The organism is Nocardia sp. NPDC020380 (assembly GCF_044386975.1).
GTDB lineage: Bacteria > Actinomycetota > Actinomycetes > Mycobacteriales > Mycobacteriaceae > Nocardia.
In genome coordinates, this window is record NZ_JBIRVQ010000013.1 from 182,178 (window position 1) to 208,266 (window position 26,089).

27 protein-coding genes and 1 riboswitch are annotated in these 26,089 nt (G+C 67.1%); of the genes, 8 read left to right on the plus strand and 19 right to left on the minus strand.

Features of this window, described 5'->3' with window-relative positions; translation table 11 throughout:
- Positions 1–8: 8 nt before the first annotated feature.
- The 14 genes from ACH438_RS33030 to ACH438_RS33095 all read right to left on the minus strand — a co-directional run bounded on the left by ACH438_RS33030 (position 9) and on the right by ACH438_RS33095 (position 13,609).
- Positions 9–989 carry a phosphatidylserine/phosphatidylglycerophosphate/cardiolipin synthase family protein gene (locus tag ACH438_RS33030; protein WP_397012420.1) on the minus strand — a complete coding sequence of 327 codons (981 nt, stop codon included), beginning with the start codon at positions 987–989 and terminating at the stop codon, positions 9–11.
- Between the two features lie 141 nt (positions 990–1,130).
- Positions 1,131–1,388 (minus strand): cadmium resistance transporter, encoded by a 258-nt coding sequence (locus ACH438_RS33035; RefSeq protein WP_397012422.1) that lies wholly within the window; start codon positions 1,386–1,388, stop codon positions 1,131–1,133.
- 34 nt (positions 1,389–1,422) lie between these two features.
- A complete protein-coding gene (locus tag ACH438_RS33040) occupies positions 1,423–1,605 on the minus strand; it encodes a hypothetical protein (protein ID WP_397012424.1) in 183 nt (60 codons plus the stop codon).
- A 42-nt stretch (positions 1,606–1,647) separates the two neighbouring features.
- Positions 1,648–2,763 carry a hypothetical protein gene (locus ACH438_RS33045; RefSeq protein ID WP_397012426.1) on the minus strand — a complete coding sequence of 372 codons (1,116 nt, stop codon included), beginning with the start codon at positions 2,761–2,763 and terminating at the stop codon, positions 1,648–1,650.
- Positions 2,764–2,974: 211 nt separating this feature from the next.
- The gene (locus tag ACH438_RS33050; RefSeq protein WP_397012428.1) at positions 2,975–3,829 is read right to left on the minus strand and encodes a hypothetical protein; all 855 of its coding nucleotides are present in this window, start codon (positions 3,827–3,829) and stop codon (positions 2,975–2,977) included.
- Entirely contained in the window at positions 3,826–4,662 is an 837-nt protein-coding gene (locus ACH438_RS33055) for a vWA domain-containing protein (protein ID WP_397012430.1), read from the minus strand. The genes ACH438_RS33050 and ACH438_RS33055 overlap by 4 nt, the downstream gene beginning before the upstream one ends.
- Positions 4,663–4,812: 150 nt before the next feature.
- On the minus strand, positions 4,813–6,201 hold the full coding sequence (locus ACH438_RS33060) for a stealth conserved region 3 domain-containing protein (protein WP_397012432.1): 1,389 nt from the start codon (positions 6,199–6,201) through the stop codon (positions 4,813–4,815).
- A gap of 70 nt (positions 6,202–6,271) precedes the next feature.
- Positions 6,272–6,451: riboswitch (M-box (ykoK) riboswitch) on the minus strand.
- Positions 6,452–6,676: 225 nt separating this feature from the next.
- A complete protein-coding gene (locus ACH438_RS33065; protein WP_397012434.1) occupies positions 6,677–7,771 on the minus strand; it encodes a fatty acid desaturase family protein in 1,095 nt (364 codons plus the stop codon).
- A 118-nt stretch (positions 7,772–7,889) separates the two neighbouring features.
- Positions 7,890–8,297 (minus strand): NYN domain-containing protein, encoded by a 408-nt coding sequence (locus tag ACH438_RS33070; protein WP_397012436.1) that lies wholly within the window; start codon positions 8,295–8,297, stop codon positions 7,890–7,892.
- Entirely contained in the window at positions 8,287–9,396 is a 1,110-nt protein-coding gene (locus ACH438_RS33075) for an AraC family transcriptional regulator (RefSeq protein ID WP_397012438.1), read from the minus strand. The genes ACH438_RS33070 and ACH438_RS33075 overlap by 11 nt, the downstream gene beginning before the upstream one ends.
- 115 nt (positions 9,397–9,511) lie before the next feature.
- Entirely contained in the window at positions 9,512–10,705 is a 1,194-nt protein-coding gene (locus ACH438_RS33080) for a cytochrome P450 (protein WP_397012440.1), read from the minus strand.
- Positions 10,702–11,376, minus strand: coding sequence for a tRNA-dependent cyclodipeptide synthase (locus ACH438_RS33085; protein ID WP_397012442.1), 675 nt, complete (start codon positions 11,374–11,376; stop codon positions 10,702–10,704). The genes ACH438_RS33080 and ACH438_RS33085 overlap by 4 nt, the downstream gene beginning before the upstream one ends.
- Positions 11,377–11,706: 330 nt before the next feature.
- Entirely contained in the window at positions 11,707–12,444 is a 738-nt protein-coding gene (locus ACH438_RS33090; protein ID WP_397012444.1) for an arginase family protein, read from the minus strand.
- 19 nt (positions 12,445–12,463) lie between these two features.
- Entirely contained in the window at positions 12,464–13,609 is a 1,146-nt protein-coding gene (locus ACH438_RS33095) for an MFS transporter (protein ID WP_397012446.1), read from the minus strand.
- Positions 13,610–13,672: 63 nt separating this feature from the next.
- Here ACH438_RS33095 and ACH438_RS33100 point away from each other — a divergent pair, with 63 nt between their 5' ends.
- Both ACH438_RS33100 and ACH438_RS33105 read left to right on the plus strand, forming a co-directional pair.
- Positions 13,673–14,005 (plus strand): MerR family transcriptional regulator, encoded by a 333-nt coding sequence (locus ACH438_RS33100; RefSeq protein WP_397012448.1) that lies wholly within the window; start codon positions 13,673–13,675, stop codon positions 14,003–14,005.
- Positions 14,006–14,269: 264 nt separating this feature from the next.
- The gene (locus ACH438_RS33105; RefSeq protein ID WP_397012450.1) at positions 14,270–14,626 is read left to right on the plus strand and encodes a hypothetical protein; all 357 of its coding nucleotides are present in this window, start codon (positions 14,270–14,272) and stop codon (positions 14,624–14,626) included.
- Here ACH438_RS33105 and ACH438_RS33110 read toward each other — a convergent pair.
- A complete protein-coding gene (locus ACH438_RS33110) occupies positions 14,623–15,483 on the minus strand; it encodes a helix-turn-helix domain-containing protein (RefSeq protein WP_397012452.1) in 861 nt (286 codons plus the stop codon). The two genes, ACH438_RS33105 and ACH438_RS33110, sit on opposite strands and share 4 nt — an antisense overlap.
- 155 nt (positions 15,484–15,638) lie before the next feature.
- On the opposite strand from ACH438_RS33110, the gene ACH438_RS33115 reads away from it, so the two are divergent.
- The gene (locus tag ACH438_RS33115) at positions 15,639–16,061 is read left to right on the plus strand and encodes a heme-binding protein (protein ID WP_397012454.1); all 423 of its coding nucleotides are present in this window, start codon (positions 15,639–15,641) and stop codon (positions 16,059–16,061) included.
- Here ACH438_RS33115 and ACH438_RS33120 read toward each other — a convergent pair.
- Positions 16,058–16,660, minus strand: a complete 603-nt coding sequence (locus tag ACH438_RS33120) for a TetR family transcriptional regulator (RefSeq protein ID WP_397012456.1) — start codon at positions 16,658–16,660, stop codon at positions 16,058–16,060. The two genes, ACH438_RS33115 and ACH438_RS33120, sit on opposite strands and share 4 nt — an antisense overlap.
- A gap of 70 nt (positions 16,661–16,730) precedes the next feature.
- Here ACH438_RS33120 and ACH438_RS33125 point away from each other — a divergent pair, with 70 nt between their 5' ends.
- Positions 16,731–17,609: an alpha/beta fold hydrolase gene (locus ACH438_RS33125; protein WP_397012458.1), complete on the plus strand. Its 879-nt coding sequence runs from the start codon at positions 16,731–16,733 to the stop codon at positions 17,607–17,609.
- On the opposite strand, the gene ACH438_RS33130 is transcribed toward ACH438_RS33125, so the two are convergent.
- Positions 17,578–18,669, minus strand: a complete 1,092-nt coding sequence (locus tag ACH438_RS33130) for a GGDEF domain-containing protein (RefSeq protein WP_397012461.1) — start codon at positions 18,667–18,669, stop codon at positions 17,578–17,580. The two genes, ACH438_RS33125 and ACH438_RS33130, sit on opposite strands and share 32 nt — an antisense overlap.
- 239 nt (positions 18,670–18,908) lie before the next feature.
- Here ACH438_RS33130 and ACH438_RS33135 point away from each other — a divergent pair, with 239 nt between their 5' ends.
- A complete protein-coding gene (locus ACH438_RS33135) occupies positions 18,909–20,783 on the plus strand; it encodes an ABC1 kinase family protein (protein WP_397012463.1) in 1,875 nt (624 codons plus the stop codon).
- A 145-nt stretch (positions 20,784–20,928) separates the two neighbouring features.
- A complete protein-coding gene (locus ACH438_RS33140) occupies positions 20,929–22,020 on the plus strand; it encodes a polyprenyl synthetase family protein (protein WP_397012465.1) in 1,092 nt (363 codons plus the stop codon).
- An 8-nt stretch (positions 22,021–22,028) separates the two neighbouring features.
- Here the strand turns inward: ACH438_RS33140 and ACH438_RS33145 are convergent, their stop codons facing one another.
- A complete protein-coding gene (locus ACH438_RS33145) occupies positions 22,029–23,531 on the minus strand; it encodes an alpha/beta hydrolase (RefSeq protein WP_397012468.1) in 1,503 nt (500 codons plus the stop codon).
- Between the two features lie 242 nt (positions 23,532–23,773).
- Here ACH438_RS33145 and ACH438_RS33150 point away from each other — a divergent pair, with 242 nt between their 5' ends.
- A complete protein-coding gene (locus ACH438_RS33150; RefSeq protein WP_397012470.1) occupies positions 23,774–24,265 on the plus strand; it encodes a beta-class carbonic anhydrase in 492 nt (163 codons plus the stop codon).
- A gap of 25 nt (positions 24,266–24,290) precedes the next feature.
- Here the strand turns inward: ACH438_RS33150 and ACH438_RS33155 are convergent, their stop codons facing one another.
- Positions 24,291–24,515 carry a hypothetical protein gene (locus ACH438_RS33155; protein ID WP_397012472.1) on the minus strand — a complete coding sequence of 75 codons (225 nt, stop codon included), beginning with the start codon at positions 24,513–24,515 and terminating at the stop codon, positions 24,291–24,293.
- Positions 24,516–24,929: 414 nt separating this feature from the next.
- On the opposite strand from ACH438_RS33155, the gene ACH438_RS33160 reads away from it, so the two are divergent.
- The gene (locus tag ACH438_RS33160; protein ID WP_397012474.1) at positions 24,930–26,084 is read left to right on the plus strand and encodes a cytochrome P450; all 1,155 of its coding nucleotides are present in this window, start codon (positions 24,930–24,932) and stop codon (positions 26,082–26,084) included.
- The last annotated feature ends 5 nt before the right edge of the window (positions 26,085–26,089 follow it).

Here is a 26,089-nt window from a genome sequence, read left to right on the forward strand (position 1 = left end):
GCCGGGCACTACTTTCCGGTCCAGGCCGGGGCGGCGTCGAAGTCCTGGTCGAAGGTCGATGACACGGTCGAGATGATGGTCGGGGTGGTGGCGGTGGTCAGGTGGATGGACAGTTCGCGGTTGCGGTTCAGGCTGCTGGCGGAGGCGTTCTGGGATCCGATGGTGAGATCGGTGCCGTCTGTGAGGATTTGCTTCTCGTGGATGTAGAGGGAGGCGTCGGGGGCGTAGACGTGGACCTGGCAGCCTGCGGCGGTCACCTTGGTGAATCCGGTTTTCCATGAGGCGCTGTCGGTCATGACTATGCGGCAGTTCACGCCTCGGCTCGCGTCGGCGGCGAGGGCGTCGATGATGGCTGGATCGGCCAGTTCTTCGGAGGTGAAGTCCACACTGGTCTGGGCGGATTCGATGGCGGTGACCATGGGTTGCTGGGCGCCCGGTGACCAGATCAGTCCATCGGCCTGGGTGGCCGAGCCGAGTTCGTTGTTGTCGGCGGCGTCGAAGTCCGCGTCGAAGGTGCTCTCGACGGCGGACACCTGGGGTGCCGAGGAGTCGAAGATCCAGGCATCCCGGCTGGTCGAGTAGTAGCGACTGGTCAGATTGCCGGTGCCTATCGCGGCTACGGTGCCGTCGACCACGATGCTCTTCTGATGCACGATCACGTTGGTGGGCGCCCATTTCGCGGCAATTCCGGCGGCCGTCAGCTGATTCATCGTGTCCAGATTCGTCTTGCGCCCTGCGAAGTCCTGGTCGAGCAGGACCCGGACCTGAACTCCCCGTTGCTGGTCGGCGATGAGGGCTTGCAATGCCGTGGCGTCGGTGAACTCGTACATCGTCATATCCAGTGCGGTGTGCGCCGAACTGATCAGGTCATCGATGGCCTGGTAGCCGTCCGCGGGTTCCTGAATCAGCTGGTAGGCCCCATCCGTGACGCTGGTGGCCTGTCCGGTACCGGACGCCGCCTGGGACAATCCACCGCAGCCCGCTGTCATTGCCGCACAACACATGGCGGTAGCTGCCACTCGAATTCCGTTCGCCCACATGCCATTACCTCCCTATGTGACCGAAAGGGTCACTCGCCGAAAGGATCGCAGCCCGTCAACTTCACGTCGACTGGCGAATTCCCCAGTTGATTACCCGCCGAAGAGGATGGCCAGCCCGATTGCGATGAGCGCCACCGGCAATACGATGTGGCCCCATCGGGCGAGGGCCTTCGCGATCAATCGGTGCGAGGCGAAATACTTTCCCGCAGCGCACCAGACGGCGACGCCGACCAGAAAGACAGCCGTGTAGACGAACATCGCGCCTGCTGTCGCGACCGCCAGCAGTGGGGCATAGACCCCGATATTGTCGCTGCCATTGGCGAAGGTGACTCCCGCGACTCGCCACACCCCGGGCCCTTGCCTCGTCGCTGTCGGCTCGTGATCATCGTCGGCGGGCCGGTTGTGGCGGTCGCGCCAGACATTCCACCCAGCTCGCACACCCAGCGACCACCCGCCAGGCCGCACCCCGATTGCCCGGCGCTTGCCCGAAGAACACGGCCAGCACGACGAGATCGTCGATATTGGTCACGGCAAAAGCACCGATCGCCTGCCAGACCGTGCTCAAACCATCGCCTCTCCTCGCCGCGTGCAATACCGGGCGAGAACACTATCCGAATCGGTGCCGGGTCTTGGTGAGGGCGACGGCGTTGACGATTATCAGGCCGAGCGAGGCGCCGATGGCCACTCCGCCGCTGGCGAGGGATTGGCCCTGGGAATGGAGGAACAAGCAGATGGCGAGATTGCCGAGCGCCACGCCCAGGGCGAGCGCACGGAAGATGCTGAGCGGGAGCAGGAATGACGTGAGGGCCGGGAGTGCGGCCAGGACGGCGGCCCAGATCGTCAGCCAGGCGTAGTCGTGGCGGAGGAAATGCCCGGCGTCCGCCGACGGTAATCGCGCGGAAGCCACGGTAATACTGCCCGCCAGTGAAAGCAGCAGTGTAGCAATCGAATAAGCGTCGCGCGGAATTCGGGCGGCGAGCGGCGGGGGATCGCCGAGCAATAGCGCGATACCCGCGAAAACTCCGGCGAGAATCAGCACCGCGATACCGAGGACGGCCATCTGCTCGCCCGCCGCACCGTGAATCTCCTGTCCTGCCGCGGCGTCGCTCTCGCCGGTCCACAATCCGTTGAGGCGCAGCAGGACCGCGATACTCCATACCCCGGTCAACCCCAAGCCGAGGATCAGTGCACTGCAGATCTCACGCGGCAGTTCCGGGATCAATACCCGGGTTCCGGCGAGACCGCCGCCGATCCATCCGATGACCGCCAGGCACACGATGTAGTAACTGCCGTCGTGTAGCACCGCCTCCACGGGCCGGTCGGCCTCGTGAATCCGCACGAACGGGGGCATGAGACCGGCCGAGAGCAGTATCGCGGCGATGATCGACAGCAATCCGGCCTGGAGCGTGACGAAATCGATCACTCGCTCCCGGAGTTCGCCGGGCCGGCTCCCGGTTGCCGGTGCGGGGATCGGTGAACGCGCCGCAGGAGCGCGTTTCGAGCGAATCGTGACGGCCGAGTTGATACTTCGCGCGGGGGAGACCCGGGCCGGCCGGTGCGGTGCGTCGAGCGCGAGCAGTGCGGCCTCCGCCAAGGTCGTGCAATCGGGATAGCGGTCGTCCGGATCCTTGGCCAGGGCCGTCGCGATGACGTCGTCGAATCCCCGGGGCAGGTCCGGCACCAATTCGGTGGGCCGCGGCGGCCGCGCGGTGAGGTGAAGCATTTGACGGCGTAGCGGTGACCGGTCCGGGTGTGGGTCATCGGGAACACGCTCGCGAAAGCGCCCGAAATCGCCCGGGGCTGCCGGAGTTTGGTCAATTCCGGGACCGAATCCCTGAGCTCGGCGTGTGTGAAGCACAGTCGCGGATGCTGAAGGGCCTCTTGATAATTGCCCGCGGTGGGAAAGACCCGGGCAATTCCCGTCGTCATCCCTGCTATCTCCCCTCGACGTCGATGCGGATCAAAGCGACGTCGTCGTTTCGAAGTTCCTGCCGGGCCCGCAGTTTGCCCAGCCATTCGGCGAATCCGGGCGCATCGTGCGGGCCACCGAACTCCAGGAGTTCGCGCAGCGCCGCACCCGGGCCCCCCGCAGCCAGGAACCAGGCCGCCAATGCGTCCGACATCAGCATCAGCCTGTCACCCGGCAGGCACGTGCCCGTGTCGAATCGGGTACGAGCCGTCAACAAGGCGGTGTCATGGTTGCGACTGCCGAAGAGATCCGGGGTCGTTCCGAAATCCGCGGCGTTCTCGATCGGGAACGAGCGGAGCAGCGTCTCGTCGCGGATGTGGAACAGGCACGAATCGCCGAGTGCCGCGGCGTGCCAATGCCATTCGGGGCTCGACTCCGCCTCGTCCGCGCTCGCATCGGGCGAATCGCCGGGTGCGACACGCACGGTGAGCATGGTGGCGAAGGTGCTGCTCGCCAGCTTCGCCTGCTCGTACCACCGCAGCGGGCGGCCCGCCGCGGCCCGGCCGTCCGCGTATTCGGCCAGCCAGGGATCCCAGCGGCCCACCACGTCGGCGGCGAACTCCTCATACGCGGTGCCGGGCGCGAAGAAGCCCGGATCCGGCAGGGCCTTCGCCACCGAGACCGAGGCGAGCAGCCGGGCCCAATCCTTCGCCAGCACACTCTCGGTCGCGCCGTCGCACACGCTGGCCGCGAGCGGACCCTCGATCAATTCGTCGAAGGGGAGGTCCGGCAGCACGCAGACCGCGTCCTCGCATTCGGCCGCGGTGCAGCCGTGCTTGGGCGCGATCAGGTGGGTGACGTACAGGCCGGGAGTGGTCACCGCAGATCGGTCGCACGTGTCCCGATGTCCAGGAATTGGACCACCGATGTGATGTCCGCGTTGTAGACGAAACCGCGCGTGGTGTCACCGACCAGTTGTCCCTGGGCGGCGGCATAGGCGCGCATATGACTGGGCAGCACGCTCGACATGCCGAAGAGCGTGCGGGAGTAGGCATCCGGCAGGCCGTTGTCCGACGCCGGGAAGGTGACCGGGGACCCGCCGGTGGCCGAGACGTGCAGATTGAACAGCAGGACCGCGCCGTCGGCGGTGGCCTGCGAGGTCAGCTCGGTAGCGGCCTCGGTGGGCACGCCATCGGTCGACTCGCCGTCGGTGAGATTGATGACGATGGGCGGGAAGCCCGCCGGATACCGCTCGATCCAGCCCTTCACGAGGTTCTCCGCATACCGCAGCGCACGATTCATCGGCGTGCCGCCGTCGGCGTACGGATCCATCCACAGCGGGAAGGTCACCGTCGTCTCGACGAGCCCGCCCGCACCGTCGGGCACCTTCTTCACCCGTTCGTCCACGCGCGCCGGATTATCGGCAACCTCGCTGAGCGGCACCAGATCCCGCCCGGCCAGCGTGCCGGAGAAGGCCGAGCCGACGGTCGCGCCGTAGCCGATCACCGCGACATGGAAGTAGTCCCGGACGCCTTCCTCCTTGGCGCACTTGACGGCTAGTTCGGTCAGCAGCCGATTGATCGCATCGGCAACGACATCCGCCTTCCGCTGCGGTATGCCGCCGCCGATCTGATCGTTCATCGACGTCGATCGGTCGACCAGGAAGATGAAGCAGGTCGGATTCGTCCGGCTGATCTCCGCCGTGTACGGCATGAGCGCTCCCCAATGGTTTGCGAAACACGTGCTTGGCAACACACGAGACTCACCCCATGATGCCGCGCCACCGGCAGCGCGGCACCCATACGATCCAACCTCCCAGCCACCGGACCCCAACCTCCCAGCGGAGTCCCAATTTCGGTGGTGTCAGACCGCGACCGGTTCGGCGCGATCGTCACCCGGCGACCGCAGTTCGACCCGCTCCCAGGGGCCGGGTTCCGGGAAGTAGTGCTGCAGGAAGTTGCGCACGCGGGCGGTGCGATGCGTTTCCTCGATCTCGGGGAAACTGCCGTCGTTCAGGCAGAAGAAATCGGCGTCGCGCCGAATCCCCAGTCCGACAAGCTGATCCAGCCCTTCCCGCGTGGTGGTGTCGACATAGCGGGCGCGGGCGGTCTCGTGCTGCACCGCGCGGCCGGAGAGCAGCGCGTAGTAGTGGTAGAGCGAATTGGTGACCGAGATATCGGTGCTGGAACGGAAACGGCTGGCCTGAGTGCGGGCGAAATCGTCGGCGAAGACGCCCTCCAGCTCGAACAGCACGCTGCGCCGCAGCGGGGCCGGGGTGTGCTCGAGATGGCGGGTGATCAACTGGCCGAAACGATTCCGCAGCAATTGCCGGTTGTTGCGGGCCGCGTTCTCGTATCCGCTGCGCCGCACGGCCCGGGTGCCGGTGCCGATGCGCACCGGGGATTCGATGAACTTGCTGATCCCGCCCGAGGTGAAGAACATGGTCGGCCGCATGGGACGGCCGAAGAACATATCGTCGTTGGCGTAGATGAAATGCTCGCTCAGCCCCGGAATGTGGTGCAGCTGCGATTCCACGGCATGCGAATTGAAGGTGGGCAGGCGCGACCGATCCGAAAAGTGCTCGGCCGCACGCACGATCGTCACCTGCGGGTGCTCGTCCAGCCAGGCCGGCGGCGTGCAATCGGTGGCGATGAAGATGCGCCGCACCCACGGCGCGTTCGCGTAGACCGAGCGCAGCGCGTAGCGCAGTTCGTCGATCTGGCGGACCCGTGCCGGCGCGGCGTCGCCCTCGCCGAGCAGCACCTCGGAAATCGCCTCGGACCGCAGCGCATTCCGCGCCGGATCGGCGGCGTCCACCCAGGAGAACACCACGTCGATATCGAAATCCACATCGCCGGCGTGCACGTCGAACATGCCGCGCAGCGTGTCCCAGTCGTAGCCGAAGCGGCGGATCCGGGTCCGCTGCAGATCCTCGGCCGGAATGCGTTCGCGGGTAAGGGCATTGGGCCGCGGGCCGAGCAGGCCGTCGGCGCGGTGGTGCCAGAATTCGATATCCACCGTGCCGGGCCCGGCGGCGGCGCTGACCAGCGCGTCCACCCGCGGCCGATAGCGCTGGTCGATGGCCAGCGCCGGTTCGTCGCGCTCGGACCGGATCAGCAGGAACGGAATCTCCTCCGCCGTCAGGACCGCGCGCAGTGCCAGCAGATTACCCAGCGCCGAACGCTCGATATCCGTCACGCCCGCAGGGACACCGGCCACAGCTGCCGGGACGCAGCTCAATACATTCCTCATCGTCACACCTACCTAGAACACGCCGGAATCAGTGACGCACGAAAGAGTTCTGAACGCGAAAGACCTTCGCGTACTACCCCACACGTTGAGTTTCGACACTGAGCGACGTATCCCTGCGGTGCGCAGAATCCGGAAGCCACTTGGGATCAACCCTTAAGCCGGGAAGATCTGTCCTGATCTTGGGCGTCTCTCGACGTCGTCAGATCAGTGGCCTATGTTCGTTCAGGAGCCTCACCTAACGAGGTTCAGTCGCCATCCTAGCCGTCGCTCTTGGGCACGACAACCGGCCCCGGCCCACCTGAACAGCGCCACTGGCCGTCGGCGTACTGCGGAAACTGCCACGGCGTGTGGCATTTCAGGTCCGGGGGCGGTGTTTGCGGCGCGGGATCGGCGGTCGCCGATCCCATCACACCCACCGCACACAGCACACCGACGGCTACCGCGGTCCATCGATGAGACATACGTCTCCATTCCCTCAGGCGGGCTGCCGCAGCGGGCTGCCGGCTTCGTGCAGGTGGCGCAACGCCTGTGCGTAGGACTCCAGCAGACCGGTCTCGCAGTAGGGGATTTCGTGCTCGGCGCAGAAGGCGATCACCATGGGCCGCGCCAGCTGCAGATTCGGGCGGGGCATGGAGGGGAACAGATGATGCTCGATCTGATAGTTCAGACCACCCAGCGCCACATCGGTGAACCAGCCGCCGCGCACATTGCGCGAGGTGAGCACCTGCCGACGGAGGAAATCGACGGCGCCGGGCTCGTCGAATACTTCCATCCCCTTGTGATTGGGCGCGAAGGTGCAACCCATGTAGAGGCCGAACAGGCCCTGCTGCACCGCGATGAAGACCAGCGCCTTACCCGGTGACAGCACCAGGAATACGACCGACAGATACGCGATCGCGTGCAGGGCGAGCAGCGCGCCCTCCCAGCCCCAGTTCGGAATCGACCGCCGCCACACCGCGCGCACGCTCGACCAGTGCAGGCTGCCGCCCTCGAGCAGCAGCATCGGGAAGAACAGCCACGCCTGATAGCGGAAGATGAAGGCCCGGAAGCCGCGACCGGTCGCGGCGCGCCCGCTCGAATGCGCCAGGATGCCCATCACATCGGGATCCGCGCCCTCGGTATTCGGATTGGCGTGGTGCCGATTGTGATTGCTGGTCCACCAGCCGATACTCAGACCGATGCCGAGATTTCCGAACAGCAGCCCGGCCAGATAATTGATCCGGCGGGTGCCGAAGATCTGCTGATGCCCGGCATCGTGACCGAGGAAGGCGAACTGCGCGAACACCAGCGCGAGAAATACCGCGGTGCCCAGCTGCCACCACGAATCGCCGATGAGCGCGAACGCAACCCACCCGCCCAGGAAGGCGGCCACCGTGATCCCGGCGCGCACGCCATAGGACCGCAGGCGCCGATTCAGCAATCCGGCATCCCGGATCTGGCGCATGAGCACCGCGTATTCGCTGCCACGCCGGACACCCGCGGCGGGCGCGGGCCGCGGTTCGGTGTCGATCAGCAACGCGGAAAGGGGAATTGCGCTGTCGGGGTCACCGACTGCGGAAGGTACGGGCACTCCACCTACGCTAACCGTAGGAGGCGAACAACAGGCCCCTGTCGCCGAAACAATTAGCGGCGTGGCACGCATCGGGCGCGTTCCGCCCGCAAAACCGCAGCATGCGGGCCGGGCGAGCCTAGGGCGTGAGCTGTTCGAGCAGCCAGCGCGGACCGACCGTGACGGCGCCGAACGGCTCGACGCGCTCGCGTAATCCGCGATCGGCCGTCACCACGGTGATCATTCGATCGCTCTGTTCGGCCACGGCGGCGGCCACCACGCGCACGATCTCGTCATCGCCGGACCCGGCGGCCGGCACCACCCGCAAACCGTCGAACTCCGCCGCGTCGCCGGCGAGCGCGGCCTTGGCCGCGCCCTCGAGTACGACGGTCACCTCGGTCGGCTGCACCGAATCCAGTTCCGCCGCGGCCAGCTGTCCGAGTAATCGCCGCGCCGCGCCCGCGCGATCGCGCCACCATCCGTCGGGGCGCGAACCCACCACATTCGCCGCGTCCACGACAATCAGCCGAATTGCGTCATCCGTCACGCCCCCAGTCTTCTCCTTCGTATTCGCCGTGGCCGACATTGACCGTTTGTGGCCCGATACGGACGGCTTTCGCGGCGATATCGTTACCGCGGTGCGCGCGGGCGAAAGTGCCCGGGGTTTGCCCCTTCCAGGTACGGAAGGTCGAGGCGAAGGACGAAACACTCGAATAGCCCAGGCGATCGGCGACCGATTCCACCGTCAGGCCGGTCATCAGCAGTTCCTCGGCGAGCAGCCCGACTGTCTCGCAGCTCAATTCACGGAAGGTGGTGCCTTCCTCGGCGAGCCGGCGGCGCAGCGTCCGCACGCTGATATCGAGCCCGGCCGCGATACTGGACTGATCGGCGGTGCCGACGCTGTGCACCAGCAGTTCCCGCACCCGCCCGCTGATTCCGGTGCGCTGCTTGCGCCGCTGCATGATGTCGACGCACTGCTGCTCGTAGGCCCGCGCCAGCGCCGCATTCGCCTGTGCGGGGCGCATTTCCAGCATGGCGGCCCGCATCACGATCTCGAAGCGCGGCGCGTCGAAGTTCAGCTCCTCGACATTGAGCACGACCCCGAGCGTCTCGTAGACCGGATGCGGCTCCCATTCCAGATCCACCCGGGTGACCGGAAACGGCATGGGCAGCAGATCCTGCTGGATCGTGGAGATCATGGCGATATCCCGCTCCTGGGCGAAGCGCCGCAGATCCGCCGGCACCACGCGATCATCGCGCAGCAAGGTGATTTCCGAACCGCGGACCTCGAGGTAGTGATGCGCGATGGCCACTGACAGATCGGTGTATCGCAGCGCGATCTCGAGCGCATCGCGCAGGCTGGGACTGCCGATCATGGCGAAGCCCAGCACGCCGAAACTCGTTGGATGACACTGGAACCCGGCCAGGAACCCCAGCCCGGGTTCGTTCCCCAGCCCCTCCACCACCGTCCGCAAGACGGTGAGCTCCTGTTCGAGCAGGATCTCCCCCGCGGGCTCGGCCAGTTCGCGTTCCTCGATCCCGCTGCCCTTCAGCACGACCTGGATCGGCATCCCACGCCCGACCGCGAACTCGGCCAGCAATGCCGTACCACCGATGGAACGAACCCTCCCCAACCCGTCACCCATCGACGCATCCTCGCAAATATCGAGCACACGCGGACCGAGAACCCATCGGTAACATCCCCCGGCGGCCGGTCATCGACGTGCTGACCGAAAACCGGGGAACGTCGGCGTTATTCGGTTACCACAGCACCGGCAGTCGCTCCGGGATCCGCTTCATGAAACGGGTGCGCCACACCAGCTGATCGATCGGGACCGCCAGATCCAGCGTGGGAATGCGGTCCAGGAGCGCCTCGAGCGCGATCTGGGCGTGACGACGGGCGAGCGCCGTGGCGGGGCAGTAGTGCTGTCCACCGCCGAAGGACAGGTGGGACGCGGCATTGGGCCTGCCGAGGTCGATCACCTCCGGTTGCGGAAAGGCCTGCGGGTCGAAGTTCGCGCCCTCGACCAGCACGAGTACCAGTTCGCCCTGCCGGACCAGGACCTCACCGACCTGGATGTCCGCGGTGGCCAGCCGCGGAAGTGCATCGCCGATCGAGAGGTTGATCCGCAGCAGTTCCTCCACCCCGGCCGGAATCAGGGATCGATCGCGCAGCAATAGTTCTCGCAGCTCCGGATGCTGCAGCAGTGAGACCAGCGCCATGGACAGGAAGCCCGACGTGGAGATCACGCCGGCGCCGAAGAGCGTGACGCCGACCGTGGCGAACATTTCGGCCGAGACGTGCGCGTACTCCGGTTCCCGGCGCAAGGCGGCGAGTTCGGCGATCAGGCCGCCGGAGCGGGGATCGTCGAGCCGGTCGGTCATGTAGGCGATATCGCGGTCCCAGTTGAGTTTCGCGGCCGGGATCGGTTCGGCGGAGTTCATGAACGCGATGTGCAGGCTGCGCACCAGCCGGGGAGCGTCCTCCTGCGGAATTCCGAGGATATGGCAGTGCAGCGCACTGGAATACGGTTCGGCGAAATCGTTCCGGAGGTCGGCGGGCGCGCCCTCGGCGACCAGATCGCCGAGCAGCGTGTCGGCGGTGGTGCGCAGGAACTCTTCCAGCCCGGGAGCTTTCGGGTTCAGCGCTTTCATCACGGCCTTCCGCAGGCCGGCGCCGGTGATATTGCCCATATTGTTGACCACTTCCGGTGGAATGGTCAGCGCGTACTGGCGCGGGACGCCCGGCGCGGAGGTGTCCTTCAGCGAGAACCGGCGGTCTTCCAGGACCTGCTTGCACAGCGGGTAGGAGGAGACCAGCCAGGCCTCGTCGCCGGCGATGGTGCGCACCTTGCGGATCGGCGACGCGGTCCGCAATTCGGCGACCTCGTCCGGAATCCGATCGCCGCGCGCCGAGAAGGGAAATTCCAGGGGAGCACTGGTGGTGACGGTCATTTGCTGAGTCCTTCGGCGGGAGTGACGATGGCGTGCCCTTGATTTCGCGAGGCCCGCAGGCCGGCGCCCCGGGAATAGAGCAGTTCCGCCATGGGGAGCAGCTGGTGGTAGCAGTTCAAAGACGAAGGGACGCCGAGGATTGCGGGCGTATCGAGGAACAGCGGCGCCTCGGCGCAGATGTAGTCCAGGCACGTCTGCTGCTGGCGCGGACTGGGTTCCGAACCGGCCAGCACCTTCGACGACAGGAAGAAACCGACCAATGCGTGGCAGACGTCGCGGAATTCCTCGTCGTCGGCGAGCCGCAGGAGGAGATCCGCATGCAGGATCCGGTAAGCGTCATTGCTCCGGAATGCCGAGATCGGTTGTGCGAAAAGGCGTTCACCCGCGGGATCGAGTTCGCCGACCACCGAGGTGATCTTCGCGCGCACGCCGCGCAGGTTCTTGTCCGCCTTGCGGCGGGCGTTCAGCTCGGAATAGCCGAACGCTTCGTACATTTCGAGCTGGAATACGTCGGTGTAGACGAAGTCCACCCGACCGAAACAGGCCAGGCCCCACTGCGCGAGCGCCCGAATGCGGCTCGCGGAGAAGTAACTGTTCCCGGGAGATACCCCGATGACGGCATGATCGCCGTCATGGTGGATGACCTGGCAATGGCTGGTGAAGGGTTGCACCGAGAACCCCTCCTGAACAACGGGTTCGACAACTCTGTGCGACGGTCCGGAAAGCGTTGCTGACATCACGAACTACCCACCTCTGGTCGAATGGCAACCGATTCACGCGAGCAGGCCCGAGCCGGCTCCCACCCCTGGGAGCCGGACTACTGTGCGATCGGGCCGAATCTTGCTGCGTCCCTTACCAAGACGGTGTCCTTCGGAACGCAAGCCCCGTTATCGTCGCCCCGCCGCCGATGCCTCAACACCTCGGCCCGCCACAAAGCAAGCCCCGAATTCCGGTGTCCCCTTCGTAGAATCGGACAGTTGCGCGTGAGTGCCGTCGCGGTGCTAGCCCACCGCGTCGGCGAGCGTGGCGAGCAACTGCGCGCGTTGCGGGTATTCCCCTGCGTACCAAGGACATGCGACGTTCAAGGCCGCGATCCGGCCCGTGGCGGCGATGCCGCGAATGGCATCGACCACGGCCGCACGGGACCGACCGTCAGGTACGGGATACCGGAGTCCCGGCACATCCTCCGGATCGATCACATCGACATCGACGTGCACGAGCAACGGCCCGTCCGGAAGCCGGATATCCCCCACCGGGCAATGGCGGACCCGGGCGGTCGAAAGGTATTCGCGCTCGCCGGGATCGAGATCCCGGGCATCGACGAGCACCACCCGATCCTCGGTGACCGGCTCGAGCCCCAGCGGACCGGCCATCCGATCGGTATGCGCGCCCATCGCCAATCGCAGTGACATCCCGCCGATATAGCCCGATGTCGAGGATTCGACCGTATGTACATCTCCGTGCGCATCGAACCAGACGATCGACGGCCGCACCCCGCGCCGCTGCAGCCCGGTCAGCGTCCCCACGGCGACCGCGCAGTCCCCCGACACCACCACCGGAGTCCCCTCGGCCCCGGCGACCGCCTCGGCCACTTCCTGATACAACGCGACCAATCGACCCCAGATATCGGCTTCCGGCAAGTCCGGCAACACGATTCGATGTCCGGACCCGGGCACCGGAATGCTCGCCACGGGCAACTGCTCATCCTGATGGAACGGCACAATAATGATCGGTGACATGCATCAGGAAGCTAGACCGCTACACCGGCGACTTCCATCGAATTTGCACCCGCACGGTCAGAGCCAACGCGCAGGCGGTCAGCGCGGCCGCGGCCAGATAGATCGGGCGCGGACCGGCGGCCGAATCGGCGATGACGCCGCCGAGCAGTCCCGCACCGGCCGCGGCGAGCTGGTAGGCGGAGGCATTGACCGCCATGGACAGGGTGGGCGCCGCCGCGGCGGCGCCGAGCACGCGGGCCTGCATGCCGGGGATGATCGCGAAGCCGAGTGCGCCGATCAGCACCATCGCCACCGCGGCCGGTAACGGCATGCGCGCGGCGAGCCAGCTCCCGAGCAGGACGGCGGTGAGCAGTCCCAGTGCGGCGGGCTGGAATACCCGCGGGCGCTTGTCGTAGAGCGTGCCGCCCACCAGGTTGCCGAGGGTGGCCCCGATTCCGTAGGCCAGCAACAGCATCGGCAGGCGCCGGCTCGGATGGCCGGCCAGATCGGTGAGCAGCGGCGCGAAGTAGGTGAACACCATGAGCACGCCGGCATTGCCGATCGCGGTGAGCGCCAATGCGAACAACACCGGCCCGCGGGTGATGACGCGGAGTTCGGCCGTGGCCGATCGCCGCGGCTCTTCGGCGGGCGACGCGATGCACGCGGCCACCAGGCCCAGGCAGATCAGGCAACCGAGACCGACGAAGGAGAACGTGGCCCGCCAGCCCCAGCGGTCACCGATCGCGGTACCCAGCGGCGCACCGACGATCATGGCCAGATTCATGCCGAAGGCCAGTCGCGCGATGGTGGACGCGGCGCGTTCGGGCGGCACCGAACGCACCGCGATCACGATGGCCTGTGCGAAGAAGGTGGACGTCACCAGCGCCGTGATCACCCGCGCGCCCAGCAGGACCACGAAATCGGCCGCGAGCGCGGAGAGCACATTGCCCAGGACCGCGACCGCGAGCAGGGCCAGCAGCAACCGTTTCCGGTCCACGGCCGCGGTCAGCGCGGTGAGCAGCGGACCGCCGAGGATCATCCCGAGGGCGTAGGCGGTGACCAGCAGCCCGGCGGTGCCGACCGGCACGTGCAGGTCCCCGGCCACCTCCGGCAGGATCCCCGCCACCACGAATTCGCCGGTGGTGATGCTGAATACGCCGGCCATCAGGATCGAGAGTGAAAGCATGCCGGTACGCTAAAGTCTCACGTCCATGTGAGAGTCAAGTCGGGCGATGCGCGGGAGACGCCAGTGAAGATCGGCGAACTGTCGAACCGGACCGGCGTCAGCATCCGTGCGCTGCGCTATTACGAGGAGAAGGGCGCCCTGCGCCCGCAACGCACTTCGAGCGGATACCGGATCTTCGACGACGACGCCGTATCGACCGTCGGCCATATCCAGACGTTGCTGTCCGCCGGACTCGGCATGGAACTCATCACCGAGATCCTCACCTGCGCCTCCGGCGAATCCGTACTGCTGCAAGGCTGCCGGGAGCGACTCCTGCACGAGCGCCTGCGCATGACCGCCGATATCGATCGAATCAACACGGCGCGGTCGATGCTGGACCGCCTGCTGGACTCTTGACAGTGGCCCCGGTACCGCCGCGCGACGGGCCCAGATCGTCGCTTCAGCGATCGAGACACTCGCCGAAGTCGGTTATCAGAACACCACTTTCGTCAAGAGCCGTACATGCCCACCGCCATCGACATCCTCACCGAAGGGTTCCGGGCCGGCCGGCAGGCAGACGCGTTCGGTGATCCGGCGCTACGCGGCCCAGGCCGAGCCCGGCATCGAAGTCTTTGCCGCGCAACTGGTCACCATCTTCACGCGTGCCGTCCAGGCCGGCGGGTGACCGGCTACAGCACCACGGTGACGCGCTTCGTGCTGACGGGTGCGGCGGGCAGCGCCGCGAGCCGGCACCAGCTCGCCACCGAAGCCGCGATTCCGGAATCGATGCTCTCACCCGACCACAAGCTCGTCCCCAGTAACCATTACCTGTTCAGCACTGCACCGACGGTGCACGACGGCATCACGGTCGCGAGCGTCCGCCCGCGGGTGAGCAGCAACCATCGATTCACCTCCACCGCGGACCACGACGGTCCCGAACTCACCACGACGATCGAATTGACCTTGATCACCGACGGAGACGAAGGCGCCACGCTCCGCCCATCGCTGGCGCGGCCCGCAGCCATCCTGAATCGCTAGTGGACGGCGTCGACCGGTCCGGTGCGGCGCTCGGGGGCGACAGCGGTCCAGGAGGCCAGGAGGCGCAGCGCCTCGTGGCTGGGTGAGCCCGCAGGCGCGGTGTAGGTGACCAGAGACTGGTCCGGGGCGGTAAGCACTTGCAGGACTTGCCAATCCAACTCCAGCTCACCGACCACCGGATGCCGGATCTGCTTGCGCCCGCCCGAGAGCGTCCGTACCCCGTGCCCGGCCCACCAGCGCCGGAAGTCGCCGTCGTGCACCGACAGCTCCCCTACCAACCGCGCCAGCCGCGGATCACCCGGCGTGCGCGCGGCGACCATCCGCAATCGCTCCACCGCTTCCATGGCGACCTGCTCCCAGTGCACGAACAGTCCGCGCACCCGCGGTTCCAGGAACACCATCCGCGCCAATGTCCGTTGCTCCAGCGGGATTTCGGCGAAGTCCAGGAACAGTGCCGCCATCCCGGAATTCCACGCCAGGATATCGGTGCGCGGGCCGAGCACCATGGCCGGTGCCGGCAGCGCATCGAGCAGATCCCGCAGTGCCGCACCGATTTCCGGCGCGTTCGCCCGCTGCCGCCGCGCGGGCCGCGCCTGGACCAGCATGCGCAGGTATTCGTGCTCCTCGTCGCTGAGCCGCAGAGCGTGCGCGATACCGGCCAGCAGATTCTCCGACGCGGCCGCGACGCGTCCCTGTTCGAGCCGCGTGTAGTGATCGACGCTCACCGCGGCCAGCAGCGCGACCTCCTCGCGGCGCAGGCCCTTGACCCGGCGCGGGTTCCCCACCGGCGGCAGCCCGACATCCTCGGGCGAGATGCCCGCGCGCTTCGCCTTCAGGAATTCACCCAGTTCACTCACCCCGCCAGTGTCGCATCGCCCGCCCGTGGCGTTCCTGGGGCAACCGTCCCCAGGAACGCGATCTCCAGCTACGACACCACCCTGTTTGCGCGGTCGCCGACGCCGCAGGCTGGTGTCCGTACCGGAAAAGACCCTCTCGAACGGAGATTCACCTCATGAGCGCACTGACCCTGGATACCGCCGCACGCCTCGCCACCGCCGGGCAGCAGGCGGCCACCGCGATCGAGACCCCGATGACCATCGCCATCCTCGATGCGGGCGGGCATCTGCTGCACCTCATCCGCATGGACGACGCCGCGCTGGGGTCGATCGATCTCGCGCAACGCAAGGCCCGGACCTCGATCATGTTCCACATGCCCAGCGCACTGCTCGGTGAACTGTCGCGCCCGGACGGGCCGGTGTACGGCATCGAGTGGAGCAGCGGCGGGCTGATCTCCTTCGGCGGCGGGCTGCCGATCGCCGATGCGGACGGGCGCGTCCTCGGCGCGGTCGGGGTGTCCGGTGGCACCGCCGATCAGGATGTGGAGATCGCTCAGGCGTGTGTCCGCGCGCTGCAGCCGGATTCGGTGCCGGCCTAGCCGGCGATGGCCGCGCGCACGATGTCGATCCACCATTCGAGCATGGGTTCGGTTGCGGGCTCGCGCATTCCGACGCTGCGCCGGAATGCGGCGCCGAATACCGGTTCCAGCGCAATGGCCTGGTGAAGTGCGGCCACGGTGAGCTGGATCTGCTCGCGGGAGGGGGGTGTACGGCCGGTGGCCGCGCGGTTGGCCTGCGCTTGGGCGTGCAAGCGGTCCACGACCTCGTCGAGCAGTCCGCTGCCGGTGCCCCGCCAGCCCGATTGGTACAGCGCGAGCGCCAGTTCGGCGTAGCCGTCGGCGAAGACCGCGAACAGGGTGCGCACAAGTTCCGCGGGGTCGACGGGCCGGTCGTGCCAGGCGCCCAGCGCGGTATGCAGTTCCGCCTTGAGCTGCGCGCCGCCGAAGCGCAGCAGCGCCGAGAGCAGCTCCTGGCGGGTGCCGAAGTGGTGGTTGACCGCGGCATCGGTCACCCCGACCGCGGCGGCCACCGCCCGCACCTGCACGGCGGCCGGACCGCCGGAGGCCAGCAGGCGGGCCGCCGCTGCCAGGATCAATCGCTTGGCGTCATCGGGTTTGCGGCGGATGCGGGTGACCACCCATCGACTCTACCTTGACCACTCAAGGTAAGCGTCCTACCTTGAAGGTCCAAGGTAGTGAGGTGCCGCTATGACCGGACAGATCACCATCCCGTCGATGACCGAACTGGCGACGTCCCTGGGCGTCCGAATCCACGACCCGGCCCCGCCGCGCGACTTCTGCTACTCGCACGCGGGCTGCCGACTGCACGGATTGGACTGGGGCGGAACAGGACCCGCGGTACTGCTGCTGCACGGCGGCCGATTGACCGCGCACACCTGGGACTTCGTCTGCCTCGGCCTGCGCGGGGCGGCGCGGCTCGTCGCCCTGGACCTGCGTGGGCACGGCGACAGCGACTGGTCCGAGGACTACCGCATCGCCACCATGGCCGGAGATGTCCTCGCCGCCGCCGACCACCTCGGCCTCGATCGAATACGGCTGGTCGGCATGTCACTCGGCGGTGTGGTCGCGGCCCATATCGCCGGCACCCACCCCGAACGAGTCGAGTGGCTGACCCTCGTCGATGTCGCACCCGGTGTCGATTTCGCGAGCACCGGCCGGATGCGGGCCTTCATTCTCGGACTCGGCCCGGTCGCCGGACTGGACGAAGTGGTCGATGCGGCAATGCAGGTCAATCCGCTGGCCGACCGCGCAACCGTCACCTATCGGATGAGCACCTTGTTCCGCCCGGTGCCCGACGGCGGCTGGGCGCCGAAATGGGATCCGCGCCCACCCGACTTTGCACACATTCTCGGCGCACTCGAACGATTCCCCGTGCAGCTCACCCGCGTGCCGGTACTGCTCGTCCGCGGCGGGCGCAGCAGGGTACTTTCCCAGACCGTCGCCGAACACTTCGTCGAGGGGCTCCCGGACGGCGAGCTCGTGGTGGCGCCGGACGCGGGTCACAATGTGCAGGAAGACAATCCGGCCGCGCTGATCAGTGCTCTACGCGCCTTTCCGACGCGATGACGACGGTGTCACCGCCCTGCTGCTTCGCCCGGTACATCGCCTGATCCGCCGATTGGATGACCTCCCAGAGCGCGTGCTGGTTCCGCACGCGATCACCGATCATCTCCCGCTCCAGAATCGCGAGACCGATGCTGGCGGTGACCGATATCGAGCCGATCGGCTCGGCCACGGCACGACGCAGGCGATCGGCGGCGTCGAGCGCGGCCTCCACCGGCAGCCGCACGATCACCGCGAACTCCTCACCGCCGAAACGGGACACGATGCTGCCGGCCGGCGCGGCCCGGCGTAGTCGATCGGCCGTGCACACCAGCACCTCGTCGCCGGCGGAGTGGCCGTAGGTGTCGTTGACCGCCTTGAACCGATCGAGGTCGATCATCAGCACCCCGACCGGCAGCGGCACCGGACGCGCCAGCAGCGGCACCGAGTGGTAGTCGAACCCGCGCCGGCTCAGCAGCATTGTCAAAGGGTCCGAAAGCATTTCGCTGCGCAGCACCCAATAGCAGAACTGCAGTCCGGGCGGCACGACGACCGTCGCCGCCATCCCCAGCAGCATGATCAAGCCCGAGGTGACGTGACCGTCGCGGAACAGCGGCGCGGCCAGTATCACCGCCGCGCCCATCGACCATATCGTGTGCAGGGCAAGAATTTTCGGGCTGTGGAAGGCGCTGATGTACACACCCACGATCAGCAGCATCATCATCCCCACCGACCGGACCACCTCGCCGGGACTCAACGCGCACACCGTGGTGAGGCAGACATCGGCGACCGAGACCAGCACCAGTGATTTCCGCTCGCTCGGCCACGGCAGCACCCACCAGCTCGCACCCCACAGCACGCCCACCACGATGAGCAACCACAGCAGCGCTTTCGCGAACAGTTCGTCCGGTCCGGCGGGCGACAGCACGGTGAGCAATCCGATGATCGGCGCAGCCAGACCGGAAAAGCCGATGGCGACCTTCAGCACCCCCAGCGCCGACCGCGAGGAAATGGCGTCGACCACCCATCCGTAGTCGACGTCCTCACTCCACCAATTCCGGAGCAACCGCAGATCAACCCACATGTACTGCCCCTCGGCGCCGGATGAACCTCCTGCACTTCGACGTACATCCCGCCGGTGACCCCGACTCCGGCCGGATAACGCAGTCTATTCAGGCACGATGCGACATCCGCATCACTGTAATCCATGTCACACGAACGAAAGGCGCTTTGATCAGGGGCGAATTCGGGGATCTCCCCGATCCGGGCGGCGGCGCTCGGTGGCTAGCGTCGAGCCACCGACCGCCGCCTCCGGAGGAGCCGATGACAATCGTGGCCTCGCTTGTCGTGTTCGTGACCGCCGCGGCCGCGGTCGCGGTCCTCGCCGCCGTAGCCCGCCGGGTGATCGGCTCGCCGGTCGGCTGGCCGCGAACCATCCTGCTGGCCATCGCATTTCCCACGGTGGGCTCCGCGGCCGCCAATGCGCTGGTGCGATATCTCGGGACGCTCGGCCCCGACCGCCGGGTCACCGATTTCGCGGGCACCGCGGTGCTCGTGCTGCTGGTGTGGGCGTGGATCTTCGTGCTGCTGCCGGCCGCGCTGTACGTGGCCGAGATCCTGGTGCCGACCGGATCGATTCCCGGACCCGTCACCGCGATTCGGCGGCTGGAGAACTCGCGCCGCGAGACGCTGCGCTATCTGCAGCTGCTGACCGTCCTGGTACGGCACGGGCTGGGCGGATTCCTGCGCCGCGGGGCGGAGGCGCGCGCCGGTGATGTACCGGGTGCGGCGCGGCGGTTGCGGGCGGCGCTGCAGGATGCCGGTGTCACGTATATCAAACTGGGACAGATGCTTTCGGCGCGCCGGGATATCGTGCCGGCGTCGGTCGCCGACGAGCTCGCCGAGCTGCAGTCCGATGTCGCGCCGATGCCGTGGGCGGAAGCCGAAGCGGTACTGCGGCATTCGCTCGGCGGGCCGCTCGACACAGTTTTCGCCGAGATGGACCGGGAGCCGCTCGCGGCGGCCTCGGTGGGTCAGGTGCACAGCGCACTGTTGCTCGACGGCAGTGCGGTCGTGGTGAAGGTGCAGCGACCGGAGGCGCGCACCCAGGTCGATCGCGATCTGCGGATCATGCGCCGCATCGCGCGGCGGCTGCAGCGGGACGCGCGCTGGGCCCGCAATCTGGCCGCGGTCATGGCGGACTCCCCGATCATCATTCCGGCCGCTTATCCGCGGTTCTCGTCCTCGACCGTGCTCGTCATGCAACGGGTTTCGGGCATCCCGATCGGTTCTGCCGCGACCCGGCTCGCCGGGCTGGACCGCGAGACCCGCGTCGGGGCCGCTCACCTGCTGCTCGAGGAGGTGCTGCGCCAGATCCTGGCCGCCGGCGTCTTTCATGCCGATCTGCATCCGGGCAATGTGCTCATCGACGCGGACGGAACCCTGGCCATGCTCGACTTCGGCGCGGTCGGGCGCCTCGACGAAACCGAACGTCTCGCGCTCACCGCCGTGCTGCTGGCCATCGACAACGATGATTCCGTGGCCGCCACCGACGGCCTGCTCACCCTGCTGGGCACACCCGAGGGGTTCGAGCGCCGCGAGTTCGAGCGGCGTTTCGGCCGGCTCATCGTGCGCCACCGCGGCGGGTTCGGCGGTGGCAGTGCGGCGCTCTTCGGCGACATGGCCCGGCTGATCACCGGGGCGGGGTTCGCCGTTCCGGGTCAGGTCGCGGGTGTTTTCCGTACCCTCGCGGCAGTGGAAGGCACGCTGCTGCAATTGGATCCGGACTTCGACCTGATGACGGCCGCGCGCCGGAGTGGCGGCGGCGTGCTCACCCACCTCGCCGATCCCGAACGACTGCTCGGGCGTGCCGCGGGTCAGCTTCTCACCGCTCTGCCCGTGCTGCAACGACTTCCGAGTCGTTTGGACAAACTCACCGGGGACCTCGCGACGGGGAGGTTCAGCGTCGGTGTGCGGCTGCTCGAGCATCCCGGCGACCGCGCCTTCCGCGAATCATTGGCTCATCAGGTGATCACCACGCTCATCGCCATTGCCTGCCTGCTCGGCGCGGTGATCCTCATAGTTCATCGCGCGGGTCCGGAGATAGTCCACAATGTCCCCGTCACAACGGCTCTCGGCGGGTTCCTCGGCCTCGCGGGAGGTGTGCTCGCGCTCCGCGGGCTGGTGCGCGGTCGCTGACCTGCATGTTGTGGTCAACCGCCCAGCCGCGCCGGGCGATGGGTGAAGTGTGGGCGCGTCGCGTAGGCTGCCTTTACCATTGTTCGAGACAGCCATTACACTTCCTTTAGTCTGATCCGGAGAACTGCCCGGAAATGGAGACGCGATGAGTGCGCCCGCTATTGCCAGTTCGCCCTTGGATCGGGATGTCATCCGTGCCCGGGTGGAGTCCGCACTACACGAATTCCTCGATTCCAAAGCCGAATCCGCCGCGGCGCGCCGCCTGCCGGCCGATGTCGTGCATTCGGTGCGGTCCTTTCTGTTCGCGGGCGGGCGGCGGCTGCGATCCCAGTTCTGCACCCTCGGCTGGTATGCGGGCGGCGGCACGGGACTGCCCGACGAGGTGGTGCGGGCCGCGGCGGCCATGGAACTCTTCCACGCCGCACTGCTCATGCACGATGACGTCATCGACGACCGGGACACCCGCGGCGACCGGCCTACCGTCCACCGCGTGGTCGCGGATCGCAATCACGGGGTGCGCGGCGGGCAGGCCGCCGAACGACTGGGGGCGCGCGCCGCCATCGTCATCGGCGATCTCGGATTGGTGTGGGCGCAGGAACTGCTGCACACCTCGGGGCTCTCACCGGATCGAATCCACGTCGCCACAACGGTTCTGGATGCCATGCGGACCGAGGTCGGCTACGGGCGCTACCTGGAACTGGTGACCGCCGGGCGGCCGACCTGCGATCTGGAACAGGCGTGGGAGATCGTCCGCTACAGCTGCGCGGCCTCGATGGTCGAGGGTCCGCTGCGACTGGGCGCGGTGCTGGCCGATGCGGGACCCGCTGTGCTGCACGCCCTCTCCGCCTACGCGCATCCACTCGGGGAGGCGGCCCGGCTGCAGGACGAACTGAGCGATGTGTTCGGCGATGCCCGCAGCGGGCGCACCCCCACCCTGCGCGACCTGCGCGACGGCAGGCATACGGTGCTCCTGGTGCTGGCCCTGCGCCATACCACCCCGGCCCAGCGGGACCGGCTGACCGATTTCATCGCCAATCCGCGCCCGACCGAGGGTGATGCCGCGCTCTGCCGCGAAATACTCGACACCACGGCGCGTTTCGAGGTGGAGCGGATGATTCGTGACCGCCGCCTGCAGATCCATCAGGTCCTGACGGAGGCGCACTTCCCCTCCCAGGCGGCGGCCGAGCTGGACAGCATTGCCGAAGCAATCCTGAATCGCGAAGCGCCGCAGCGCTGAGCCGACCGTTACTTGGCCTGACAGGTCGTGTCCGCGGCGGGCAGCTTGCCGGTGGAGAAGAAGCCGGTCAGGGCGGACTGGATGCAGGGGTTGCTGAAATCCACGCCGTGACCGACACTTTCGACGGTCACCATCGCGGCGCGGTGGCCGAACGCGGAAAGCATCTGGCAGGCACCGGAATACGGCGTCGACGGGTCGATGTGATTCTGCAGCAGCAGAATATCGGCCGGCCCGTTGTCGCCGATCTTCACGGTCTGTTCCTTCGGCTGGTAATGCCAGTAGTTGCACGGCCACGGGCTGCCGCCGAAACCATTGCCGATCGGGTACTTCGCCTTGCCCTCGGCGACCGTGGCGGCGAATTGACCGGTATCGGGCGACCAGGCCTGGTCGTCGCACATGACGGCGAACTGGTCGGACAGGAAGTTGTCGGGGATCTCCGTCGGCAGGGTCGATGACGAGGCGCCGGAGCTCTGCGGGGCGACGCCGTTCGCTACCTGAAATGCGTTGGCGACCAACGGATAGTACTTCGCGTTCTCCTCACATTCGTAGATTATCGAACGCAGGCCGTTGCCGTCGAGGACCCGCCCGCCGCTCAGCTGGATCGGCGTGCGGTCCAGTTGACCGGTGAGCCGGAAGTAGGAGGCTTCGACCTGTGCCGCATCGGTGCCGAGATGCAGGGTCGCGTCATTGGTGGCCAGCCATTGCGCCAGGGGCGGGAAGGCTTCCTGGTCACCGCGGCTGTACATCTCGCGGGCCCAGGTCTCCGCACCGAGCGGGTCGACCGTGCTGTCCAGGATGATGTGATCGGTGCGCGACGGGAGCATCTGCGCGTAGACCGCACCCCGGTAGGTGCCGTACGAGGTGCCCAGGTACGACAACTTGGGCACGCCCAGCGCCGCCCGGAACCGGTCGATATCGCGGGCGATATTCGCGGTGGTGATATCGCGCAGGTAGTCACCGGCATTGGCGGCACAGGTGTCCGCGACCCGCTTGGCGTAGGCGATATTGCCGGTCACGTCGCCGTCGGGCGCCGGAAAGGGCATGCCCGCCACGGCCGCGGCGCGGTCCGCCGACGTCAGATTGCAATGCACGGGGGTGCTGTTGCCGATGCCGCGGTCGTCCAGGCCGATCAGGTCGTAGGCATCGGTGATGGCCGCCGGCAGCTGACTGCGCATGACACTCGGCTGATCCAGGCCCGAGCCGCCCGGCCCGCCGGGTGCGACCAGCAGAAAGCCCTTCCGTGCACCGGGTTTCGCGGTAGCGATCCGCGACACGGTCACCGTGATATCGCCCGCGCTGGCGGCCGAATAGTCGCGGGGCACCCGCAAGGTCGCGCACTGCTCGGCCGGATCCCGCTGCGCGGTGGCACCTTCGGCATCGGGCGTGGCCACCGGGCACGCACCCCACTGCAGACTCTGCGGCGAACCGGGGTTCGAAGTCGAGGTACACCCGGCCGCGACGAACGCGGCCGTCACCACCACCGCGACGGACCAGACTGAACGAACGCCCATCCCCAACCTCCGATGATCATCGATCGACATGAGAAACACGGCGAAGTGCCGCACAGCGAGTCTGTCGCGCCCGGTCGGCGACCGGCTCCACCCGCGGGTGGGTGCGGGGTGGAAACCTGTGAGCAAGAACGAAGGGCGTAAACCGTTGACTTCACCGTGCGCGAATACCTTGCCCCGGACGCCCCCGCTCGTCACTGTCGATGCACACATACGCATGTCTTCACCTCGGCAAAGGAACGATCATGTCCGTGACCGACGAGTACCTGGCCAACAATGCCGAATACGCCGCCCAGTTCGCCGGGCCGCTGCCACTGCCGCCGAGCAAACATGTCGCCGTGGTGGCGTGCATGGACGCCCGGCTCGACGTTTATCGCATTCTCGGCCTGAAAGATGGTGAGGCGCATGTCATCCGCAATGCGGGCGGGGTGATCACCGAGGACGAGGTGCGCTCGCTGGCCATCAGTCAGCGCCTGCTCGGCACCACCGAGATCATTCTCATCCATCACACCGATTGCGGCATGCTGACCTTCACCGATGACCAGTTCAAGCGCGCCATCCAGGACGAGGCCGGGATCAAGCCCACTTGGTCGGCGGAAGCCTTTCCCGACCTCGACGAGGATGTGCGGCAGTCGATTCATCGCATCGAGGCCAGTCCGTTCATCACGAAGACGACCTCGTTGCGTGGTTTCGTGTTCGATGTGGCCACCGGCAAGCTGATCGAGGTCCTGTCCTGACAGGTTCCCGTCGGCGGGGCCGGGGCTAGCGGCAGAGTTTGGCTATGTCGTAGAGCTGGCAGACCTCGGCGCGTTCACTGCGAACGGTGGCGTAGAAACGTTGTTCGATGCCCGCGACGTCCCGGGGCATCCAGGGCTGCCAGGTGATCAGTTGCTGGATCACGATTACCGCGATGGTGGTCTTGGCGGCGAAGCGTACGGCGCGGGCGTGTCGGCCCATCCGCATTTCGTGTTCGGCGTAGGTGCTCATGGCGTCCTCGCCTCCTTCGTGACACGGCCGCTCCCGGCAGCGGTGCGACCGCTGCGTGCAGGGGGCGTTTTCGGAGTGCGATATGTGCTGGTACGTGGCGTAGATGCTCACGTCCGCTGGCGTAGGGAACTCACGGGGTCGGCGGGACCGCCCGGGCGGCGCCCGCCTCACCCAAACAAAGTGGCGTAGATCACATCGGGCCTTCTAGCGTAGATCTGAAAACGCCGCCTTTTGGACACGGAAAGATCACGATCTTCAGTCCCCCTGCGACCAGGCCGCGGCCGGTAGCGACAGGCAAATTCCGAAGTTCCGCAGGCTGGTTTCCCGCTAGGTCACTTCTATCGGGGGCATGCCGTCAATCTATCGAAACCGGCTGCCGGACAGCGGATCCGACGCGTTTGGCAGACTGGCGGGATGACAATCGGGAGTTGCCCGTTCCAGGCCGGGATCCACGCCGTCGATGAGCTGCACGAAGACCTGCGGACCCGCGGAGCGGGCGTGCACGAGGCCGAGTTGCCCGATGGGTCGCCGGTGTGGGTGATCACGGGGTACGACGCCGTCACCCGGCTGCTCGCCGATCCGAAGGTCTCGGCGGCAAAAGCGGACTCCACCACCGGATTTCGCGGCAACAAACTGCCGCCCGCCCTGGACGCCAATCTGCTCAACCTCGACGGGGACGCACACCGCCGCATCCGCCGCCTCGCCACCGAGGCCTTCGGGCCACGCAATCATCCGGCGCAGGAACGAGTCGTCATCGACGCCGTCACCGAACTCGTCGACGCCTTGCCCGACGACGGCGAGATCGACCTGATGAACGGCCTGTGCGAGCCACTGCCGCCGCGCGTCACCGGCGAACTGCTGGGGCTGCCGCGCGAGCAACTCGGCGACTTCCGGGCCGCGTCCGCGCCACTGCTGCGCGTCAACACCGGCGGTGACGAGACCCGCACCTCGATGGGCATCATGCTGCGGCTGGTCTCCGACGTCATCGCCGACAAGCGCCGCGAACCCGGCGACGACCTGCTGTCGGCCTGGATCGCGGCCCGCGACGGCGAAGACCGGCTCAGCGAGAACGAACTCGTCGGCCTGGCCTTCATCACCATTGTCGGCGGCTTCGAGAACACCATCAGCCTGACCGCCTACGTCCTCGACGAACTGATCCGCGAGCATCAGGCACACGCCCGCGAAATACTCGACAACCCAGCGGAATTCGAGGCGCTGATCCGGCGGCTGATTCGCGCCGCCGCGCCGATGAACTACGCCATCCGCCGTTTCCCGCTCACCGATATCGAAATCAACGGCGTGGTCATTCCCCGCGGGCACACGGTGCTGGCTTCCCTGCGCTCGGCGCATCTCGACCCGGCCGGCGCCGGCCGCCCCGACGTGGTGTTCGGACACGGCCGCCACTACTGCCTCGGCGCGAAACTCGCCGAACTGCAGACCCGCCACGCAGTCCGCGCAGTCCTGCACAAATACCCGCATCTGAGTACGGTCGCGCCTCGCGAGGATTACCAGTTGCGGCCTTCGTGGCAGACCTATGCGCTAGCGGAACTCCGGATGACGACCGTCTGAGGCCG

Bases quoted from the DNA above. Each gene is read 5' to 3' on its own strand.
- ACH438_RS33030 (WP_397012420.1), bottom strand. From the start codon at position 989: ATGACAGCGGGCTGCGGTGGATTGTCCCAGGCGGCGTCCGGTACCGGA.
- ACH438_RS33045 (WP_397012426.1), bottom strand. From the start codon at position 2,763: ATGCTTCACCTCACCGCGCGGCCGCCGCGGCCCACCGAATTGGTGCCG.
- ACH438_RS33055 (WP_397012430.1), bottom strand. From the start codon at position 4,662: ATGCCGTACACGGCGGAGATCAGCCGGACGAATCCGACCTGCTTCATC.
- ACH438_RS33060 (WP_397012432.1), bottom strand. From the start codon at position 6,201: ATGAGGAATGTATTGAGCTGCGTCCCGGCAGCTGTGGCCGGTGTCCCT.
- ACH438_RS33075 (WP_397012438.1), bottom strand. From the start codon at position 9,396: ATGGGTGACGGGTTGGGGAGGGTTCGTTCCATCGGTGGTACGGCATTG.
- ACH438_RS33080 (WP_397012440.1), bottom strand. From the start codon at position 10,705: ATGACCGTCACCACCAGTGCTCCCCTGGAATTTCCCTTCTCGGCGCGC.
- ACH438_RS33090 (WP_397012444.1), bottom strand. From the start codon at position 12,444: ATGTCACCGATCATTATTGTGCCGTTCCATCAGGATGAGCAGTTGCCC.
- ACH438_RS33095 (WP_397012446.1), bottom strand. From the start codon at position 13,609: ATGCTTTCACTCTCGATCCTGATGGCCGGCGTATTCAGCATCACCACC.
- ACH438_RS33115 (WP_397012454.1), top strand. From the start codon at position 15,639: ATGAGCGCACTGACCCTGGATACCGCCGCACGCCTCGCCACCGCCGGG.
- ACH438_RS33125 (WP_397012458.1), top strand. From the start codon at position 16,731: ATGACCGGACAGATCACCATCCCGTCGATGACCGAACTGGCGACGTCC.
- ACH438_RS33130 (WP_397012461.1), bottom strand. From the start codon at position 18,669: ATGTGGGTTGATCTGCGGTTGCTCCGGAATTGGTGGAGTGAGGACGTC.
- ACH438_RS33135 (WP_397012463.1), top strand. From the start codon at position 18,909: ATGACAATCGTGGCCTCGCTTGTCGTGTTCGTGACCGCCGCGGCCGCG.
- ACH438_RS33140 (WP_397012465.1), top strand. From the start codon at position 20,929: ATGAGTGCGCCCGCTATTGCCAGTTCGCCCTTGGATCGGGATGTCATC.
- ACH438_RS33145 (WP_397012468.1), bottom strand. From the start codon at position 23,531: ATGGGCGTTCGTTCAGTCTGGTCCGTCGCGGTGGTGGTGACGGCCGCG.
- ACH438_RS33150 (WP_397012470.1), top strand. From the start codon at position 23,774: ATGTCCGTGACCGACGAGTACCTGGCCAACAATGCCGAATACGCCGCC.
- ACH438_RS33155 (WP_397012472.1), bottom strand. From the start codon at position 24,515: ATGAGCACCTACGCCGAACACGAAATGCGGATGGGCCGACACGCCCGC.
- ACH438_RS33160 (WP_397012474.1), top strand. From the start codon at position 24,930: ATGACAATCGGGAGTTGCCCGTTCCAGGCCGGGATCCACGCCGTCGAT.